Source organism: Amycolatopsis sp. NBC_00355 (assembly GCF_036104975.1).
In the GTDB taxonomy this organism is placed as follows: domain Bacteria; phylum Actinomycetota; class Actinomycetes; order Mycobacteriales; family Pseudonocardiaceae; genus Amycolatopsis.
Genome location: NZ_CP107982.1, coordinates 8,420,657 through 8,438,728, shown reverse-complemented (window position 1 = coordinate 8,438,728; position 18,072 = coordinate 8,420,657). Strand labels below are relative to the sequence as shown.

General features: G+C 70.6%; 18 protein-coding genes. 10 read left to right on the top strand and 8 right to left on the bottom strand.

Features of this window, described 5'->3' with window-relative positions; translation table 11 throughout:
* Window positions 1-168: 168 nt before the first annotated feature.
* The 3 genes from OHS18_RS38920 to OHS18_RS38910 all read left to right on the top strand — a co-directional run bounded on the left by OHS18_RS38920 (window position 169) and on the right by OHS18_RS38910 (window position 3,055).
* Window positions 169-1,377, top strand: coding sequence for a chromosome segregation protein (locus OHS18_RS38920; protein ID WP_328618653.1), 1,209 nt, complete (start codon window positions 169-171; stop codon window positions 1,375-1,377).
* 92 nt (window positions 1,378-1,469) lie between these two features.
* On the top strand, window positions 1,470-1,922 hold the full coding sequence (locus OHS18_RS38915) for a universal stress protein (RefSeq protein WP_328614153.1): 453 nt from the start codon (window positions 1,470-1,472) through the stop codon (window positions 1,920-1,922).
* Between the two features lie 2 nt (window positions 1,923-1,924).
* On the top strand, window positions 1,925-3,055 hold the full coding sequence (locus OHS18_RS38910; protein WP_328614152.1) for an adenylate/guanylate cyclase domain-containing protein: 1,131 nt from the start codon (window positions 1,925-1,927) through the stop codon (window positions 3,053-3,055).
* 141 nt (window positions 3,056-3,196) lie between these two features.
* On the opposite strand, the gene paaE is transcribed toward OHS18_RS38910, so the two are convergent.
* Genes paaE through paaZ form a run of 6 tightly spaced genes read right to left on the bottom strand, consistent with a single transcriptional unit; the run spans window position 3,197 to window position 8,906 of the window.
* Window positions 3,197-4,246: a 1,2-phenylacetyl-CoA epoxidase subunit PaaE gene (paaE, locus tag OHS18_RS38905; protein WP_328614151.1), complete on the bottom strand. Its 1,050-nt coding sequence runs from the start codon at window positions 4,244-4,246 to the stop codon at window positions 3,197-3,199.
* Entirely contained in the window at window positions 4,246-4,734 is a 489-nt protein-coding gene (gene paaD, locus OHS18_RS38900) for a 1,2-phenylacetyl-CoA epoxidase subunit PaaD (protein WP_328443954.1), read from the bottom strand. The genes paaE and paaD overlap by 1 nt, the downstream gene beginning before the upstream one ends.
* Entirely contained in the window at window positions 4,728-5,585 is an 858-nt protein-coding gene (gene paaC, locus OHS18_RS38895) for a 1,2-phenylacetyl-CoA epoxidase subunit PaaC (protein ID WP_328614150.1), read from the bottom strand. The genes paaD and paaC overlap by 7 nt, the downstream gene beginning before the upstream one ends.
* Window positions 5,582-5,896, bottom strand: a complete 315-nt coding sequence (gene paaB / locus OHS18_RS38890; protein WP_328459054.1) for a 1,2-phenylacetyl-CoA epoxidase subunit PaaB — start codon at window positions 5,894-5,896, stop codon at window positions 5,582-5,584. Before paaB ends, paaC begins: the two co-directional genes overlap by 4 nt.
* 38 nt (window positions 5,897-5,934) lie before the next feature.
* On the bottom strand, window positions 5,935-6,879 hold the full coding sequence (gene paaA / locus OHS18_RS38885; protein ID WP_328443958.1) for a 1,2-phenylacetyl-CoA epoxidase subunit PaaA: 945 nt from the start codon (window positions 6,877-6,879) through the stop codon (window positions 5,935-5,937).
* Window positions 6,876-8,906 carry a phenylacetic acid degradation bifunctional protein PaaZ gene (gene paaZ / locus OHS18_RS38880; protein WP_328614149.1) on the bottom strand — a complete coding sequence of 677 codons (2,031 nt, stop codon included), beginning with the start codon at window positions 8,904-8,906 and terminating at the stop codon, window positions 6,876-6,878. The genes paaA and paaZ overlap by 4 nt, the downstream gene beginning before the upstream one ends.
* Before the next feature lie 224 nt (window positions 8,907-9,130).
* On the opposite strand from paaZ, the gene paaI reads away from it, so the two are divergent.
* The 3 genes from paaI to OHS18_RS38865 are packed head-to-tail and all read left to right on the top strand — an operon-like array spanning window position 9,131 to window position 11,411.
* Window positions 9,131-9,547, top strand: a complete 417-nt coding sequence (gene paaI / locus OHS18_RS38875; protein WP_328614148.1) for a hydroxyphenylacetyl-CoA thioesterase PaaI — start codon at window positions 9,131-9,133, stop codon at window positions 9,545-9,547.
* A complete protein-coding gene (gene paaK / locus OHS18_RS38870; RefSeq protein ID WP_328614147.1) occupies window positions 9,544-10,821 on the top strand; it encodes a phenylacetate--CoA ligase PaaK in 1,278 nt (425 codons plus the stop codon). Before paaI ends, paaK begins: the two co-directional genes overlap by 4 nt.
* The gene (locus OHS18_RS38865) at window positions 10,818-11,411 is read left to right on the top strand and encodes a TetR/AcrR family transcriptional regulator (protein ID WP_328443966.1); all 594 of its coding nucleotides are present in this window, start codon (window positions 10,818-10,820) and stop codon (window positions 11,409-11,411) included. Before paaK ends, OHS18_RS38865 begins: the two co-directional genes overlap by 4 nt.
* Window position 11,412: 1 nt before the next feature.
* Here the strand turns inward: OHS18_RS38865 and OHS18_RS38860 are convergent, their stop codons facing one another.
* Window positions 11,413-11,724 carry a hypothetical protein gene (locus tag OHS18_RS38860; protein ID WP_328443968.1) on the bottom strand — a complete coding sequence of 104 codons (312 nt, stop codon included), beginning with the start codon at window positions 11,722-11,724 and terminating at the stop codon, window positions 11,413-11,415.
* A 196-nt stretch (window positions 11,725-11,920) separates the two neighbouring features.
* On the opposite strand from OHS18_RS38860, the gene OHS18_RS38855 reads away from it, so the two are divergent.
* Window positions 11,921-12,592: a TetR/AcrR family transcriptional regulator gene (locus tag OHS18_RS38855; protein ID WP_328443970.1), complete on the top strand. Its 672-nt coding sequence runs from the start codon at window positions 11,921-11,923 to the stop codon at window positions 12,590-12,592.
* Here the strand turns inward: OHS18_RS38855 and OHS18_RS38850 are convergent.
* Window positions 12,513-13,568: an AraC family transcriptional regulator gene (locus OHS18_RS38850; RefSeq protein WP_328443972.1), complete on the bottom strand. Its 1,056-nt coding sequence runs from the start codon at window positions 13,566-13,568 to the stop codon at window positions 12,513-12,515. The two genes, OHS18_RS38855 and OHS18_RS38850, sit on opposite strands and share 80 nt — an antisense overlap.
* A 79-nt stretch (window positions 13,569-13,647) precedes the next feature.
* Here OHS18_RS38850 and OHS18_RS38845 point away from each other — a divergent pair, with 79 nt between their 5' ends.
* The 3 genes from OHS18_RS38845 to OHS18_RS38835 all read left to right on the top strand — a co-directional run bounded on the left by OHS18_RS38845 (window position 13,648) and on the right by OHS18_RS38835 (window position 17,940).
* A complete protein-coding gene (locus tag OHS18_RS38845; protein WP_328614146.1) occupies window positions 13,648-14,739 on the top strand; it encodes a winged helix DNA-binding domain-containing protein in 1,092 nt (363 codons plus the stop codon).
* An 85-nt stretch (window positions 14,740-14,824) separates the two neighbouring features.
* Window positions 14,825-16,282, top strand: a complete 1,458-nt coding sequence (locus OHS18_RS38840) for a flavin-containing monooxygenase (protein WP_328614145.1) — start codon at window positions 14,825-14,827, stop codon at window positions 16,280-16,282.
* Window positions 16,282-17,940, top strand: coding sequence for a GMC family oxidoreductase (locus tag OHS18_RS38835; RefSeq protein WP_328614144.1), 1,659 nt, complete (start codon window positions 16,282-16,284; stop codon window positions 17,938-17,940). Before OHS18_RS38840 ends, OHS18_RS38835 begins: the two co-directional genes overlap by 1 nt.
* Window positions 17,941-18,072 lie beyond the last annotated feature (132 nt).

The following is an 18,072-nucleotide window of genomic DNA, read 5'->3' as shown; positions in this document are numbered from 1 at the left end:
AGGACCAGCCGGATCCGGGTGTCGGGAACCGCCCGGATCCGGTCCGATCCGGCAAGATCCTTTCGCCGCATCAGACGCCACTTTCGGCGCAGGCCCCGGGTGCTCACCCTTTGGTGACCCGGCTGCGACTACGGTAGGCGCATGAGCCTTGGCGATGAACGGGAGCTTGTGCCGCTGGGAGCCGGCTTCGACGTGGCGAAGCGCGGGTACAGCCGAGCACAGGTCGACGAGCACCTCGAACGGCTGGACGCCGACCTGAAGATGCTCACCGCGGATCGGGACGCCGCCATCGCGCAGGCCGGCGACCTGGCCCGGCAGCTGGAGATCGCGCGCGGCGAGATCGCGGACCTGCGCGGGCAGGTCGACCGGCTGGCCCAGCCGCCCACCAGCGTCGAAGGCCTCTCGGAGCGGCTGCAGCGGATGCTGCGCCTGGCCCAGGACGAGTCCGCGGACACGCGGGCCCGCGCCGAAGCGGAGGCCGGCCACATCCGGGCCAAGGCCGAGACGGACGCGAGCGCCATGCGCGCCCGCTACGAGCAGCTGCTCACCGAGCTCGACCTGCGCCGCAAGGAGATGGAGGCGGAGCACCGCAAGGTGCTCGAGGACGCCCGCGCGCAGGCCAAGGAGATCACCGACAAGGCCGAGGCCGAGCGCACGAAGCTCGACACCGAGTCGTCGGACCGGCGCACGAAGGTCGAAGAGGACTTCGAGATCGCGATGGCTTCGCGCCGCACCGAGGCGATGCGGGTGCTGGCCGAGCAGGAAGCCGCGAGCAAGGCCGAGGCCGCGCGCCGCGTGCAGGAGGCGACCCAGGACGCCGCCGACATCCGCGCGAAGATCCTCGAGGAGGAGAACGCCACCAAGGCCGAGGTCGAGCGTCGGCAGCGGGAGTCGGTCGCGGACGCGAACAAGCGCCGTCAGGATTCGATCAACGAGGCCAACGCCCGGCTCGCCGAAGCCGCGGACGAGGCGCGGCGCCGCGTCTCGACGGCGACCGACGAGTCGAACCGGCGGATCACCCAGGCGAACGAGCGCGTCGACTCGCTGCGCAAGGTGCGCGGCGGGCTGGCCGAGCAGGTGCGCGCGGCGCGGGCGGTGCTCGCCGAGGCGCACACCGTCCTCGGCGACGAGGTGAAGGTGCCCGCGGAGATCACGACCGATCTGAAGGCGGCCGACCTGAAATCGGACGCGCCGGCGGCCGAATCCGACACCGGGAAAACGAAGCCGGTGAACGACGTCGAAGAGACCATCCGGATCCGGGCCTCCGACGTCCCGAAGCCACCGGCGGCCTCCAAGCAGGCGGCGAAAGCCACTCCCAAGCCCACGCCGAAGCCCAGTCCGCGGCCAAGCGGAGCGCGGAAAGCGACTGGCGAGTAACCTTCGACCCGACACGAGCTCGGACGAGCCCGCGCGGTCGACGCCGACCGCCATCGTCCCTGCTCACGCGGGATCACCTGGAGGTTTTGCGCATGGGTGCGGCATATCGGACCGTGGTGGTGGGCACGGACGGCTCAGAGTCCTCGTTCGCGGCGGTGGACCGCGCGGCGGCGGTAGCCGGCGACGCGGGGGCGACGCTCGTCATCACGTGCGCGTTCTACCCGGCCAGCAAGACCGACGTCGACAAGGCCCAGGACGTCCTGGGTGACGAGGCCTACCAGGTCGTCGGCTCAGCGCCGGCCGAGGACACACTGCAGTCCGCGCGGGACCGCGCGGTGCGCGCCGGCGCCGAGAAGATCGACACGGTCGCGGTGAAGGGCGACCCGGTCGACTCGCTGCGCAAGGTGGTGCACGAGCGCGAGGCGGACCTGCTGGTCGTCGGCAACCGCGGGCTGAACACGATCGCGGGCCGGATCCTGGGCTCGGTGCCGTCGGAGGTGGCGCGCAAGTCCGGCGTGGACGTGCTGATCGTCCACACGACCTGACCGTGCCTGATTCGAGTGAGGAACTTCAGCAGCGGCTCGAGCGGATCCTGCTCGGCGGCCGGCGGAAGTACACCCGGCTCGAAGTGGCCGAAAAGGCCGGCGTGCCCGACGATCGGTCGCGCCGGCTTTGGCGTGCGCTGGGGTTCGCGACCGTCCCCGACGACGAGGTGGTCTTCACCGACGCCGACGTCGACGCCATGCGGACGGCCGATCAGCTGGTGCAGTCGGGCTTGATCGACCCGAGCATCGAGGTGGCGGTGACGCGCGCGCTCGGCCAGCACCTGTCGCGGCTGGCCGAGTGGCAGGTCGACATGCTGTTCGAGCTGATCAAGGAGCAGCCCGAGCTCGGTCGCAGCGAGCGGCAGGTGGCCCGGCTCGTCGACCGGCTGCTGCCGGAGCTCGAGCAGGTGCAGAACTTCGTCTGGCGCCGGCACCTGGCGGCGTACGCCGGGCGGGCGTTCGCGGCGCCGGATGAGAACCTCGAGACGCGCACGCAGGTGGTCGGGTTCGTCGACATGGTCGGCTACACGCGCCTGACGCGCCAGATCGACGAGGACGAGCTGAGCCGCGTGCTCGACGCGTTCGAGCTGCTGGCGACGGAGACGATCGCCGAGCACCACGGCCGCGTGGTGAAGATGATCGGCGACGAGGTCCTGTTCGTCGCCGACTCGGCGGTGGCCGCGGCGGAGATCGCGCTGGCCCTGACCGAGCGGACGTCGGCGGACGAGAGCATCCCGGCGGTCCGCGCGGGCATGGCGTCCGGCCGGGTCTTGAACCGCTTCGGCGACGTCTACGGCTCGGTGGTCAACCTGGCGGCCCGCCTGACGTCGGTGGCCCGCCCGGGCACGATCCTGATCGACCGCGAGCTGGCCACCGAGCTGGCGGAAGAACCGGCGTACGAGCTGCGCCAGCGCCGCCCGGTGACGGTCCGCGGCTACAACCGCCTCCGCCCATCGGCGCTGCGCCGGGCGCGCGCGGCCCCGACGGGCGTCTTCGCAAGCTCACAGCAGCTGGCGGCGGAGATGATGGGCCTCACGGAGCCGAACCTCGCGGAAGACGAGCCCGCGCTTCTCGGCGAGGACCCCGCCGAGACACCCCGCGCACGCCGCCGTCGCCGCAGGCGCATGCTCTGATTCGCGCCGGCACCGGCCGAAACTCCCAGGGGGCGTCCCCAGGTCCAGTCTAGTGGCGACCACCGTCCGGACCTCGGGAAACGGGCCTGGTCGGCGATGTTGTCCACAAGTCGGTGGGCCTGTGGACAACCCGCGAAAGGGTCAGGCGTCGTAGTCGACTGTCACCGTCTCCGAGACCGGGTACGACTGGCACGTCAGGACGAAGCCCGCCGCCACCTCCGCCTCTTCCAGGGCGAAGTTGCGGCGCAGGTCCACCTTTCCCTCCGTGACGCGTGCTCGGCACGTGCCGCACACGCCGCCCTTGCAAGCGAACGGCAGGTCCGGGCGGAACTTCTGGGCGCCGTCCAGGACCGATGACGACCTGGGCAACGTCATCGACGACGAGCGGCCGTCCAGGACGACTCGGACTTCCGAGGACGCTCCCGCCACCGTCGGATCGACGTGGGTCACCGGTTCCGGCGGGGTGTCGACGTAGAACAGCTCCTGGTGGATGCGCGCGCGGGGCACGTCCAGGGAAACCAGCAGCTCCTGCGCGCCCGTCACCATCTCGAACGGTCCGCACAGCCACCAATGGTCCACTTCGGACACCGGGACCAGCGACGAGAACAGCTGCCGCAGCTTCGGGACGTCCAACCGGCCCGTGAACAGCTCCGCTTCGCGCGGCTCGCGGGACAGGACGTGGATCAGCTCCAAGCGGGACGGTGCGCGGTCCTTCAGGTCCGCCAGCTCGTCCGCGAACATCACCGTGTCCGTGCGGCGGTTGCCGTACAGCACCGTCACCGTCGCGTCCGGCGTGGCCAGCAGCGACGACACGATCGACAGCACCGGCGTGATGCCCGAGCCCGCCGCGATCAGGACGTGGTGGCCACCTTCGGAAAGGTCCGGGGTGAACGAACCCGTGGGCGGGGCGACCTCGATCGTGTCGCCCGCGCGGACGTCGTTCAGCAGCCAAGACGAGAACAGGCCGCCCGGGACCAGGCGGACGCCCACTCGCGGTGCCGTGCCCGCCGCCGCGCAGATCGAGTACGAACGGCGCTCGTCGCGGCCGTCGACCGAGCGCCGCAACGTCAGGGACTGGCCCGGCTTGAAGTCGAAGTCCTGGGCCAGCGCGGACGGGACGTCGAACGTGACGGCGACCGCGTCGTCGCACAGCCGCGCGATGCCCGCGACCTTCAAGGGGTGGAACGCCACTAGATCTCCTTGACGTGCTCGAAAGGCTCCTGGCACGACCGGCAGCGCCGCAGCGCCTTGCACGCCGTCGCGCCGAAGCGGGACTGCTCCTCGGTGTCCGCGGACCCGCACAGCGGGCACGGCACCGCCGTCACCGGCGCCGACAGCGTCAGCGGGATCGGGCCCGACCGCCGCGGCGCCGCGCCCGGCGGGGCGATGCCGGCCTCGGCCAGCTTGCGACGGCCTTCCGACGTGATCCAGTCCGACGTCCACGACGGCGACAGCTGCGTCCGGATCTCGACGTCCGCGTAGCCCGCGCCGACCAGCGCGTGCTCCAGGTCGTCGCGCATGGTGTCCATCGCTGGGCAGCCGGTGTACGTCGGCGTGATCGCGACGACCACGCGACCGTCCACTTCGGACACCGAGCGCAGCACACCCAGGTCGGCCAGTGTCAGCATCGGCAGCTCGGGGTCGGTGACCGTCGCGGCGACCAGAGAAGCGGTCACCATTTCGCGTCCGGCATCGCCCGGGCCACGCTCTGCAGCTCCGCCAGCAGGAACCCCATCTGCTCGGTGTGGACGCCGTCGCGGCCCGTCCGGCCGGACACACCGGCGAGCTCTCCGGACGAAGGCCGGGTAAGAGTCGCCGCGGAAAGCACCTGGTCCAGGACCGCATCGAACTCCGGGCGCAGCGAAGCCGCGTCCACCAGTTCCAGGGAATGCGTCCGGAACAGCTCGCCGACGTACGGCCACACCGCGTCGAGCCCCTCCTGCATCCGCTCGTGCGACAGGGTCGTGCCGTCGCCGAGCCGGACCAGCCACTGCGCCGCGTAGTCGCGGTGGTAGGTGACTTCCTTGACGCCCTTGTCCGCGATCGCCGCCAGGACCGGGTCCACCGACGTCACCAGCCGCTGCAGCAGCGCGAGGCGCCACGTCGAGAACACGAACAGCCGCGCGATGAGGTGCCCGAAGTGCCCGCCGCCCAGCTCCGCGAGCCGGACGTTGCGGAACTCGTTCTCCACGCGGTCGAACGCGAACGAGTCCTCCGAGCGCGAAGAGCCGTCGGCTTTGCCGGCGCGAGCCAGCAGCAGCCGCGCCTGGCCGAGCAGGTCGAGGCCGATGTTCGCGATCGCGACCTCGTCCTCCAGCTCGGGCGCGTTCGTGCACCACTCCTGCAGCCGGTGGGAGAAGATCAGCGCGTCGTCGCCCAGCATCAGGCAGTACGCCACGAGCTGGGCACCGTCCACACCGGACGGCACCGAAGTGTCCACTCCGGACAGCGGGTCCTCGAAGCCGGTGCCGAACGCCCAGCGGGCGTCGTTCTCCTCGGTCAGCGACTCGTAGACGTTGTCGAAGCTCATATGTGCGGCACCTCCTCGGGGATGTCGTAGAACGTCGGGTGCCGGTAGACCTTGTCGCCGCTCGGCGCGAAGAACGGGTCTTTCTCGTCCGGCGAGGACGCCGTGATGTCGGAGGCGCGCACGACCCAGATCGACACACCTTCGTTGCGCCGCGTGTACAGGTCCCGCGCGTGGTGCAGCGCCATCTCGTCGTCGGCCGCGTGCAGCGAGCCGACGTGCACGTGGTTCAGCCCGCGCTTGCCCCGGACGAACACCTCGTACAACGGCCAGTCGTGCTTGACCGGGCCGGGCGCGGCGGGGACACCCTCCAGCGGGACGGCCCCGTGGCCGCCTTCGGCAGTCAGGTCGCTCACTTGCGCTCCTCTTTCTTCGCCGCGTGCGCCACGGCGGCTTCGCGAACCCACGCGCCGTCGTCGTGCGCGCGACGCCGGTGGGCGACGCGCGACGCGTTGCACGGGCCGTTGCCCTTCAACACGTTCTTGAACTCGTCCCAGTCGACCGCACCGAAGTCGTAGTGCTCACGAGAAGCGTTCCACTTGAGATCGGCGTCCGGGAACGTGACACCGAGCGCGGCCGCCTGCGGCACCGACATGTCGACGAAGCGCTGCCGCAGCTCGTCGTTGGTGTGGCGCTTGACCTTCCACGCCATCGACTGCGCGGTGTTCGGCGAGTCGGCGTCCGGTGGGCCGAACATCATCAGCGACGGCCACCACCAGCGGTTCACGGCCTCCTGGACCATGTCCCGCTGCTGCTGGGTGCCCTTCATCATCGTCATCAGCAGCTCGTACCCCTGCCGCTGGTGGAAGGACTCCTCCTTGCAGATGCGGATCATCGCCCGCGCGTACGGCCCGTAGGAGCTGCGGCACAGCGGCACCTGGTTGCAGATCGCCGCGCCGTCGACGAGCCAGCCGATCACGCCGACGTCGGCGAAGGTCAGCGTCGGGTAGTTGAAGATCGACGAGTACTTCTGCTTGCCCGTGATCAGCTTGTCGGTCAGGTCCGCGCGATCGGCGCCCAGCGTCGCCGCAGCCGAGTACAGGTAGAGCCCGTGGCCGGCCTCGTCCTGCACCTTGGCGAGCAGGATCGCCTTGCGCCGCAACGACGGCGCGCGCGTGATCCAGTTGCCCTCGGGCTGCATGCCGATGATCTCGGAGTGCGCGTGCTGCGCGATCTGCCGGATCATCGTCTTGCGGTAGCCCTCGGGCACCCAGTCGCGCGGCTCGATCCGCTGGTCGCGCTCGATGGTGTGCTCGAAGAGCTCCTCGAGTTCGGTCTCAGGCAAAGTGGCGGTCACGGCTGCTCCTTCGACACGAGGGTCAGGACGTCGTACTTCGCGACAGAATCACCGTCGTCATTGGTCACGTCGGCGTCCCAGCGGACCTCGCCGTACTCCTGGTCGATGCGCGGCGTGATCTGCTTGGCGGTCAGCGTCACGGTCAGCGCGTCGTCCACCTTGACCGGCGTCAGGAACCGCAGGTTCTCCAGGCCGTAGTTGGCCAGCACCGGGCCGGGCTCGGGCGAGACGAACAGGCCCGCCGCGAACGAGACGACCAGGTAGCCGTGCGCGACGATCCCGCCGAACAGCGGGTTCGCGGCCGCGGCCTCGGGGTCGGTGTGCGCGTAGAAGGTGTCCCCGGTGAACTCGGCGAAGTGGTCGACGTCGGACTGCAGGACCGTGCGCGGCCCGGCGACTACGGAGTCGCCGATCTTCAGCTCGGCCAGGGACTTGCGGAACGGGTGGACGTCGCTCTCGGTGCGCGGCGCGCCCGTGACCCACCGGCCGGTGACGGCCGACAGCACCGCGGGCGAGCCCTGCACGGCCGTGCGCTGCATGTGGTGCAGCACGCCGCGGATCCCGCCCATTTCCTCGCCACCGCCCGCGCGGCCGGGGCCGCCGTGCACCAGCTGCGGCATCGGCGAGCCGTGGCCGGTCGACTCCTTGGCGTCGTCGGCGTCCAGCACCAGCAGCCGGCCGTGGTAGGCCGCCGCGCCGAGGACGACCTCGCGGACGAACTCCTTGTCGGCGCTGACGATCGAGCCGGCCAGGCTGCCGCCACCGCGCGCGGCCAGCTCGATGACCTGCTCGGTGGAGGTGTAGGGCAGCAGCGTCGAGACCGGGCCGAACGCCTCGACCTCGTGCGGCTCGGAGCGCTCCGGGTCGGCCTTCAGCAGCACCGGCGAGAGGAACGCGCCGCGCTCGGCGTCCGCGTCGACGACCTCGACCTTCTCCGGGTCGCCGAACACGATGCTGCCGGCGTCGAGCAGGGCCTTGAGCGAGCGCCGGACCTCTTCGCGCTGCTCCAGGCTGGCCAGCGCGCCCATCCGGACACCCTCGGCGGTCGGGTTGCCGACCGTCACCTTCGCGAGCCGCGCGGACGCCGCCGCGGCGACGTCATCGAGCAGCGAAGCCGGGACGAACGCGCGGCGGATCGCCGTGCACTTCTGCCCCGCCTTGACCGTCATCTCCGAGGTCAGCTGCTTGACGTAGAGGTCGAACTCCGTCGTCCCGGGGCGCGCGTCCGGGCCGAGGATCGAGCAATTCAACGAGTCGGCCTCGGCGTTGAAGCGGACGGCGTTGCGGATGATCGCCGGGTGCGCACGCAGCTTCTGCGCGGTGGACGCCGAGCCGGTGAACGACACCAGGTCCTGCGCGGTCACGTGGTCGAGCAGGTCGCCGACACTGCCCGCGACGAACTGCAGCGACCCTTCGGGCAGGATCCCCGACTCGATGATCAGCTCGACCAGGCGGGCCGTGAGGTAGGCCGTCTGGCTGGCGGGCTTGACCAGGCTCGGGACGCCGGCCAGGAACGCCGGGGCGAACTTCTCCAGCGGCCCCCACACCGGGAAGTTGAACGCGTTGATCTGGACGGCGACGCCTCGCAGCGGCGTTGCGATGTGCTGGGCGACGAACGTGCCGCCCTTGCTCAGCGGCTCGACGCCGCCCTCGACGTAGACGGTGTCGTTCGGCAGCTCGCGCTTGCCCTTGGAGGCGTAGCTGAACAGGACGCCGATGCCGCCGTCGATGTCGAACTTGGAGTCACCCAGCGTCGAGCCGGTCTTCGCGGAGAGTGCGTACAGCTCCTCGCGGTGCTCGCGCAGGTGTGAGGCCAGTGCCTTGAGCAGCGCCGACCGCTGGTGGAACGTCAGCTCGCGCAGCGCCGGGCCGCCGACCCGCCGGCCGTACTCGAGCGCGCCCGCGAAGTCGACGCCCGCCGAGGAGACGCGGGCGACCTCCTCGCCGGTCGTGGCGTCGTGCAGCGGGGCACCGTCTTCCGCCGCCGTGTGCCACTCGCCCGAGACGTAGCTGCGCAGCAAACCCATCGAGTCCGACCTCTCCACCGAATTACCTACCGGACGTTCAGTAATTCCATCGTAGCCGCTGGCCGCCGAGATCGGAAGGCCCCGGCGCTTGACACCGGCCCGGACCTCTGCCTTTACTGAGGCGCACCACCGGATGACCGTCCATTCGGTCAGTCCATCCATGCCCCCGCCGCCGCCCTCAGCGGAGGCGCTCCGCGCCGCAGGGCCTGTTCAACGGAGAGTGCATGACCAACGCCGCGCACACCATGTTCGCCGCGGACGAGGCGTCCCGCGCGCTGGGCATCACCCTCGTCGATGCGGGCGACGGGCGCGCGGTCGCGACCATGACGATCACCGCGTCCATGGTCAACGGGCACGACATCGCGCACGGCGGGTACGTCTTCTTGCTCGCCGACACGGCCTTCGCCTGCGCGTGCAACACCCACGGCCCGGTCACTGTCGCCGCCGGTGCGGAAATCTCGTTCGTCGCCGCCGGCCGGCTCGGCGACCACCTCGTCGCGACGGCCACCGAGCGCACCCGCTACGGCCGCAACGGCATCTACGACGTCACGGTGCAGCGGGAGACCCCCGCGGGACCGGAAGTCGTCGCCGAATTCCGCGGCCGCAGCCGCGTCATCTCCGGGAAACGGGACCAAGCATGATCGAGGCGAACCTCTCCGCCGACGAGCTGGCCGCGCTGCAGCTCGAGCGTCTGCAGTGGACACTCCGGCACGCCTACACGAACGTGCCCGCGTACACGAAGAAGTTCGACGACGCGGGCGTGCACCCGGACGACTGCAAGGAGCTCGCCGACCTGGCGAAGTTCCCGTTCACCACCAAGCAGGACCTGCGCGAGAACTACCCGTTCGGGATGTTCGCCGTGCCGCAGGAGCAGGTGCGGCGCATCCACGCCTCCAGCGGCACGACCGGCAAGGCCACCGTCGTCGGCTACACCGAGCAGGACATCGACACCTGGGCCACGGTGATGGCCCGGTCGATCCACGCGGCGGGCGGGCGGCCGGGCCACAAGCTGCACAACGCGTACGGCTACGGCCTGTTCACCGGCGGTCTCGGCGCGCACTACGGCGCGGAAAAGCTGGGCTGCACGGTGATCCCGGCGTCCGGCGGGATGACGGCGCGGCAGGTGCAGCTGATCACCGACTTCCGGCCCGAGATCATCATGGTGACGCCGTCGTACATGCTGACGCTGCTCGACGAGTTCGAGCGCCAGGGTGTCGACCCCCGCGCGAGCTCGTTGCAGGTCGGCATCTTCGGCGCCGAGCCGTGGACCGAGCAGATGCGCTCGGAGATCGAAGAGCGGTTCGCGATCGACGCGGTGGACATCTACGGGCTGTCCGAGGTGATGGGCCCGGGTGTCGCGCAGGAGTGCGTCGAGACGAAGGACGGCCTGCACATCTGGGAGGACCACTTCTTCCCCGAGGTGATCGACCCCTTCGAGGAGCACGTGCTGGGCGGCGGCGAGACCGGCGAGCTGGTGTTCACGTCGCTGACCAAGCAGGCGCTGCCGATCATCCGGTACCGCACGCGCGACCTGACGGCGTTGAACCCGGGCACGGCGCGCCCGGCGTTCCGGCGGATGGACAAGGTGACCGGCCGCACCGACGACCTGATCATCCTGCGCGGCGTCAACGTCTTCCCGACGCAGATCGAGGAGATCGTGCTGCGGACGGCTTCCCTCAGCCCGCACTTCCAGCTCGTCCGGTCGACGCGCGGCCGGCTCGACCACCTCACCGTGCTGGTCGAGGCGCGTCACGACGCCGTCGCCGAGGACCGGGTGCGCGCCGCCGCCGAGCTGGTCACCGGCGTCAAGGACGGCGTGGGCGTGACGGTGTCGGTGGACGTCGTCGACCCGGACACCCTCGAGCGGTCGATGGGCAAGATGCGGCGCATCGTCGACCAGCGGGACAAGACGTGACGGCACCTCGGCGCGGGCGCCCCGGGTACGACCTCGAATCGCTGCTGCAGGTGGCGGTGAAGCTGTTCAACGAGCGCGGTTACGACGGCACGAGCATGGAGGACCTCTCCCGCAAGCTCGGCATCACGAAGTCGGCGATTTACCACCACGTGCCCAGCAAGGAAGAACTGCTGCGGCTCTCGGTCGACCGGGCCCTGGACGGCTTGTTCGCCGTCGCCGAGGAAACCGCGCGGCTCGACGGGCGCGCGATCGACCGGCTGGAGCACCTCGTGCGCGGCAGTGTGCTGGTGCTGGCCGACCGGCTGCCGTTCGTCACGCTGCTGCTGCGCGTCCGGGGCAACACGAAGGTGGAGCGCGCCGCGCTGGCCCGCCGGCGCGAATTCGACCTGCTGGTGACGGACCTGGTGAAGCAGGCCGAAGCCGAGGGTGACATCCGCCCGGACGTCGACCCGGCGGTGACCGCGCGGCTGATCTTCGGCATGGTCAACTCGCTGATCGAGTGGTACCGCCCGCGGCGCGGCTCGTCGGCGGCGGAAGTGGCCGACACCGTCTGCAAAGTGGCGTTCGAAGGGCTGCGCACGCCGTCGTAGGTCAGTCGCGGGCATTCGGGGGCGGGCGCCCCGCTTGCCAAAGGAGCGCGTCGCGCAGCTGCTCGATGAGTTCTTCGTCGTCCGATTCGGAAGGATCGGCGCCGAGCGGGATCCAGCGCTCGGAAACCTTCTCCCCCTCGTCGAAGCTCGTGATCACGATTCCGGAGTACGACAAGGACTCCTCGTCCGCGCAGTCGCCGTCCGGGACCGGTTCGTCGGCTTCGAAGGCGTCGTCGAAGCTGACGTGACGATGCTGCAGGCGGACGCTCACCCAGCGTCCCGCCGGCCGGATCGGCGCGTCGTCTTCGATCATCTGCTCCTACCCCCGGTCACACGGGCCCCCTGCCGTCTCGTCGCGTCCGGGCGCCGGGAAGTTACCGGCGGGTTGTTCCGGTTCCGTAACGACAGCCGTCGACGCGGAAATTCGGTTGCCCGCAACCGGAGTCACTCTCTTGACGAGAAGTCAACTACTTGTTGACAGCGTGCCGTTCCCCGGCGAGGCTGAGCGGATGACCAGCGGAACGCGGCCCCGGCGGCGCCGGCTCGAGCCGGCCGAGCGGCGCGCCGAGATCCTCGCCGCCGCCCGTCGGCTGTTCGGCGCGGGCAGCTACGCGTCGGTGTCCACTTCGGACATCGCCGAGGCGGCCGGGGTGGCGCGCCCGCTGATCAACCACTACTTCGGCGGGAAGCGCGAACTGTACCTGGAAGTGGTGCGGCAGCTGATGATCGTGCCGGCGCCGGTGACCGAGGCGCTGCCGGACACCACGATGGAGGAACGGCTGACGATCGGCGTCGAGCGCTGGATCGACGTCGTGGACCGCAACCGCGACGCCTGGCTGACGGTGATCGGGCCGGAGTCGGCGGGCCGCGACCCGGAGATCGAGCGGATCATGCTGGAGGCCGACGAGATCGCCGCCGACCGCGTGCTCGAAGCCGCGTTGATGACCGACGTGACCGAAGGCCGCGAAGAACTGCGCGCGATGATCCGGTCGTTCGGCGGGATGCTGCGGGCGGCGTCGCGCGAATGGCTCATCCGCGGCACTTTGGACCGGACGGCGCTGCGGACGTTCCTCACCGATTCGATCCTCAACCTGCTGAAGCTCACCTACCCGGCGGTGCTTGCCGAGCGGCCCGGAACCGGCGCGCGTATGCCGCGGGCGTCATCCCGGTCCAGCGCTTGAACGCGTAGATGAAGCTCGACGCCTCGGCGTAACCGAGCCGGTACGCGACGTCCTCGACGGACAGCACGCCCGTGTCGAGCAGCTCTTCGGCCAGGGCCTGGCGGACTTCGTCGACCAGCGCGCGGTAATTGGTGCCGGCCTCGGCCAGGCGCCTCCGCAGCGTGCGTGTGCTGAGCGTCAACTGGCGGGCGATTTCGTCCATCCCCGCGTCGACGCCGCCGAGGCGCACCAGGCGTTCGCGGACCTGCTGCGAGATGCCGGAGCGCTGCCGCTTGCGCGTGACGAGGGCCTCGCACTGCGCGGCGCAGAGCGCGACGGTCTGTTCGTTGGCCTGCGGCAGCGGCAGCGCGAGGAACGCCGGGTCGAGCGTGGCGCGGCAGGCGTCGGCGCCGAACCGGGGCTCGACGCCGAACGCCGCCCGGTAGGCGTCCACTGTGGACGCTTCGTGGCGGAAGCTCAGGTCGTCGAAGGCGATCTCGGGCAGCAGGTCGCGCATCACGGCGAAGATCGCGGACAGGTCCCGCAGCACCAGGAACCGGGCGACGTCGACGGGCACGCGGCTGTCGTCGAGCTCGAGGGTGATGCGGTCGCCGTCGGCGACGACGTGCGGGATGCAGAACGCGAAGCTGAGGTCGAAGTAGCGCAGCGCGAACAGCATCGCGTCGCGCAGCGTCGGGCTGCTGATGCAGGCGAACCCGAAGATGCCGAAGGTGGTGACGCGGTAACGGCGCCCGAGCTCGAGTGCCGTGGCGTCCGAACCGTCCAGCGCGGCCAGCGCGCGGACGACGGCCAGCTCCTCGCGCGCGTCGACCTGCGCCGCCGGGTCGGCGAGCAGGTCCGGGGTCACCGACGTCGCGGCCAGCAGCCGGCCGGAGGCCAGACCGCGGTCGGCGGCGAACCGCGTCATCAGCTCGATGCTCGCGGTACCGCGCGGGAAGTCCCAGTCCCCGACGGCGGGGGCGGCGAGCTCGGCCATGGCCGGAAGTATGGATCACGTCCTGCGGCGCAGCTCATCGAGGACCGGAATTGTCCGGGGTGATCGTTAGGGTGACGCCGTGACGACGTTGAGCCGACGGGCGCTGAACCGCGCGACGCTGGAGCGCCAGCTGCTGCTGCGCCACGCGAAGATGTCCGCCCGCGACGCGGTGGAGCACCTGGCCGGGCTGCAGGCGCAGGCGCCGTTCCCGCCGTACTACGCGCTGTGGGCGCGCCTGCACGGCTTCCGGCCCGTGGACCTGGCGGAGCTGCTGGAGAGCCGTCAGGTCGTCCGGATCGCGCTGATGCGCGGCACGGTCCACCTGGTGACCGCGGCGGACGCGCTGGCGTGGCGGCCGGTGGTGCAGCTGCTCTACGACCGCGACCTCAAGCAGAACACCCTGCACGCGCAGGCGCTCGCCGGGCTGGACCACGACGTCGTCGCCGCGGCCGCGCGAGAGCTGCTGCTGGACGCGCCGCTGTCGAGCACCGCACTGGGCGCCGAACTGGCGCGGCGGTGGCCGGACGTCCCGACGGCGTCGCTCACCCACCTGGCCCGCGGCCGGCTGCCGCTGGTGCAGATCCCGCCGCGGGCGATCTGGGGCAAGGCCGGGCAGGCGACGTACGCGTGCCTGGACGAGTGGGTGGCTTCGCCGCTGCCCCCGCCCTCACCGGCCGCCCTGATCGCGCGGTACCTGCGCGCGTTCGGCCCGGCGACGGTGGCGGACGTCCAGACGTGGGCGGGCCTCACCCGGCTGGGCGAGGTCGCGGCGGGGATGGACCTGCGCCGCTACCGCGACCCGGACGGCCGCGAGCTGCTGGACCTGCCGGAGCTGACGGTCCCGGAGGAGGACGTCCCCACGCCGGCGCGGCTGCTGGGGCCGTTCGACCAGACGATCCTGTCCTACGCCGACCGCACCCGGGTGATCAGCGACGAGCACCGCAAGCGCGTCATCACCCAGAACGGCCTGGTCAAGGGGACGCTGCTGGCGGGTGGGTACGTGCGCGGGTTCTGGGAGCTGAAGGCCTCCCGCAAGGCCGCCGCGGTGGAGCTGACGCCGTTCGAGAAGCTGCCGAAGCGCGACCTGCAGGCCTTGGAGAGCGCGGCGGCGCGGTTGCTGAGCTGGGCGGAACCGGGCGCGGAGACGCGGGAGGTGCGCGTGCTGGCTTGACGCGTCCGCGCGTGGCCGAAAATCTCGATCGCGTGACCGCTCGTGTCCTGTTGTCACAGGCTCCGAGTGGGTAGCTTTCTTCAGCATGACGAGTTCGGCGAAGGGGCCGTCGGTGCTGATCGTGGGCACCGGGTTCGGCGGCATCGGCACGGCGATCGAGCTCAAGCGCGCCGGTCTCACGGACTTCACGATCCTGGAGAGCGCGGCCGAGCCCGGGGGCGTCTGGCGGGACAACACCTACCCGGGTGCCGCCTGCGACATCCCCTCGCCGCTGTACTCCTACTCCTTCGAGCCGAACCCGCGCTGGCCGAAGCGGTTCTCACACCAGCCGGACATCCTGGCCTACCTGCGCGGCGTCATCGCGAAGTACGGCCTCGAGCCGCACATCCGGTACGGCGCCGAGGTCACCGAGGCCGTGTTCGACGACGGCGTCTGGCGCGTCGCGACCAAGAGCGGCGAGACCTACGAGGCGAACGTCTTCGTCCCGGCCGTCGGACAGCTGTCGCGGCCGGTCCTGCCCACCATCCCCGGGCGGGACCGGTTCGCGGGAGCCGCGTTCCACTCCGCGCGCTGGGACCACGACGTCGACCTGCGCGGGAAGCGCGTCGCCGTGATCGGGACCGGGGCCAGCGCCGTGCAGTTCGTGCCCGAGGTGCGCAAGCAGGCCGAACGGGTGACCGTCTTCCAGCGGACACCGCCGTACGTCCTGGCGAAGTCGGACCCGGCCTACCGCGGCTGGCAGCACTGGCTGTTCGAGCACCTGCCGCCGACACAGCTGCTCGGCCGGCTGCGGATCTTCCTGCTCGCCGAGTACGCGACGTACGCGATGACGCGCCACCCTGTGCTGGCGAAGATGTTCGAGCTCCGGACCGCGCAGCTGCGTCGCCGGCACATCAAGGACCCGGCGCTGCGCGCGAAGCTGACACCGGAATATCCCTTGGGCTGCAAGCGGATCCTCTTCACCAACGACTACCTGCCCGCGCTGGCTCAGCCGAACGTCGACGTCGAGACGGCGCGGATCAGCGAGATCACCGAAAAGGGCGTCCGGACCGAAGACGGCGTCGAGCACGAGGTGGACGTCATCGTCTACGGCACCGGGTTCGCCGCGACCGACTTCCTCGCACCGGTCAAGGTGCGCGGGCCGGGCGGGCGGTCGCTGCAGGACGCGTGGTCCGGCGGCGCGCGGGCGTACCTCGGGATCACCGTGCCCGGTTTCCCCAACCTGTTCTGCGTCTACGGGCCGAACACCAACCTCGGCGCCGGGTCCATCATCTACATGCTCGAACGCCAGGCTCGGTATATCCGTCAGGCCGTAGAACGGTTATCCCGTCCTGGCGTGTCCGCGCTGGACGTCCTGCCGGAGGTCGAGCAGCGGTACGACGACGAAGTGCAGGCGCGGCTGGGCCACAGCGTGTGGAGCGCGTGCACGAGCTGGTACCGCCAGGCCGACGGCCGGGTGACGACCAACTGGCCGGGCCTGGTCACCGAGTACGACCGCCGGACCAAGCGGTTCGACGTGGCCGACTACCGGGTGGTGGGCTGATGGACTACGACGTCCTGGTGATCGGCTCGGGCTTCGGCGGCAGCGTCACGGCGTTGCGGCTGACCGAGAAGGGCTACCGCGTCGGTGTGCTGGAGACCGGCCGCCGGTTCGCCGACGACGAGTTCGCGAAGACGTCGTGGCGGCTGCGGAAGTACCTGTGGGCACCGAAACTCGGCTGCTTCGGCATCCAGCGGCTGACACTGCTGAAGAACACCTTCGTGATGAGCGGCTCGGGGGTTGGCGGTGGGTCGCTGGTGTACGCGAACACGCTGTACGAGCCCCCGGACAAGTTCTACGCCGATCCGCAGTGGGCGCACATCACGGACTGGAAGGACGAGCTCGCGCCGTACTACGACCAGGCGAAGCGGATGCTCGGCGTGGTCGAGAACCCGGCGACGACGGCCGCCGACCGGGTACTGCGGGACGTCGCCGAGGACATGGGCATCGGGCACACGTACCGCCGCACGCCGGTCGGCGTCTACTTCGGACAGTCCGGAGTGGACCCGTTCTTCGGTGGCGCGGGACCTCTGCGCCAGAAGTGCACGCTGTGCGGCGAGTGCATGACCGGCTGCCGCGTCGGGGCGAAGAACACGACCGTGAAGAACTACCTTTACCTGGCCGAAAAAGCGGGCACCGTGGTGCATCCGCTGACCACAGCTGTTTCCGTCCGGCCGATCGAGGGCGGCTACGCGGTGGACACCGTCCGCACCGGGCGGTGGTCTCGCCGGACGTTCACCGCGTCACAGGTGGTGTTCTCCGCGGCTTCCCTGGGCACGCAACGGCTGCTGCACCGCTTGCGGGACACCGGGACTTTGCCTGAACTGTCCCCACGTCTCGGCTTGCTGGCGCGGACGAACTCCGAGGCCGTGCTGGCCGCGCGGTCGCTGCGGGACGACACGGACTACACACGCGGCGTCGCGATCACGTCGTCGATCCACCCGGATGCGGTGACGCACGTCGAGCCGGTGCGGTACGGGCGCGGCAGCAACTTCATGGGCCTGATGACAACGGTGCTGGTCGACGCCCAGACCGGCAAGCGGCGCTGGGTGCTGGGAGCGCGCGAGCTGTGGCGGCAGCGGCGGAACGTCGTCAAGCTGCACAACCCGCGGCGCTGGTCGGAGCGGATGATCGGGCTGCTGGTGATGCAGACGCTCGACAACTCCGTGACGACGTACACGAAACGCGGCCTGTTCGGCCGCCGCATGACGACCAAGCAGGGCGCGGGCGACCCGAGCCCCTCGTGGATCCCGGCGGGCCACGAGGTGACGCGCCGGGTCGCGGAGAAGATCGGCGGCCTGCCGCAGGGCGCGTGGACGGACCTGGCGAACATCCCGATCACGGGCCACTTCATCGGCGGCTGCGCGATCGGGGACTCGCCGGCCACCGGGGTGGTGGATCCGTACCAGCGGCTGTACGGGTACCCGGGCCTGCACGTGGTCGACGGTTCGGCGATCTCGGCGAACCTGGGCGTGAACCCGTCGCTGACCATCACGGCCCAGGCGGAACGGGCGATGGCCTTCTGGCCGAACGCCGGCGAGGCGGACCCCCGGCCTTCGTTGGGCGCGGCGTATCGGCGAGTGGCGGCGGTGGCACCCCGAAAGCCGGCGGTGCCCGCGGAGGCACCTGGCGCGCTAAGGCTGCCAGTCGTGCCCAAGTGAACTGATGGGCCGGTTCACACAGCCACAAGTAGTAGTCAGGAATCAGCCGTAGACCATCGATGATTACCTGACTCGGCGATGATTTGCCTGCGGCGATACCCGCCGATCGACACTCTCAGTAGTCCCGCTCCT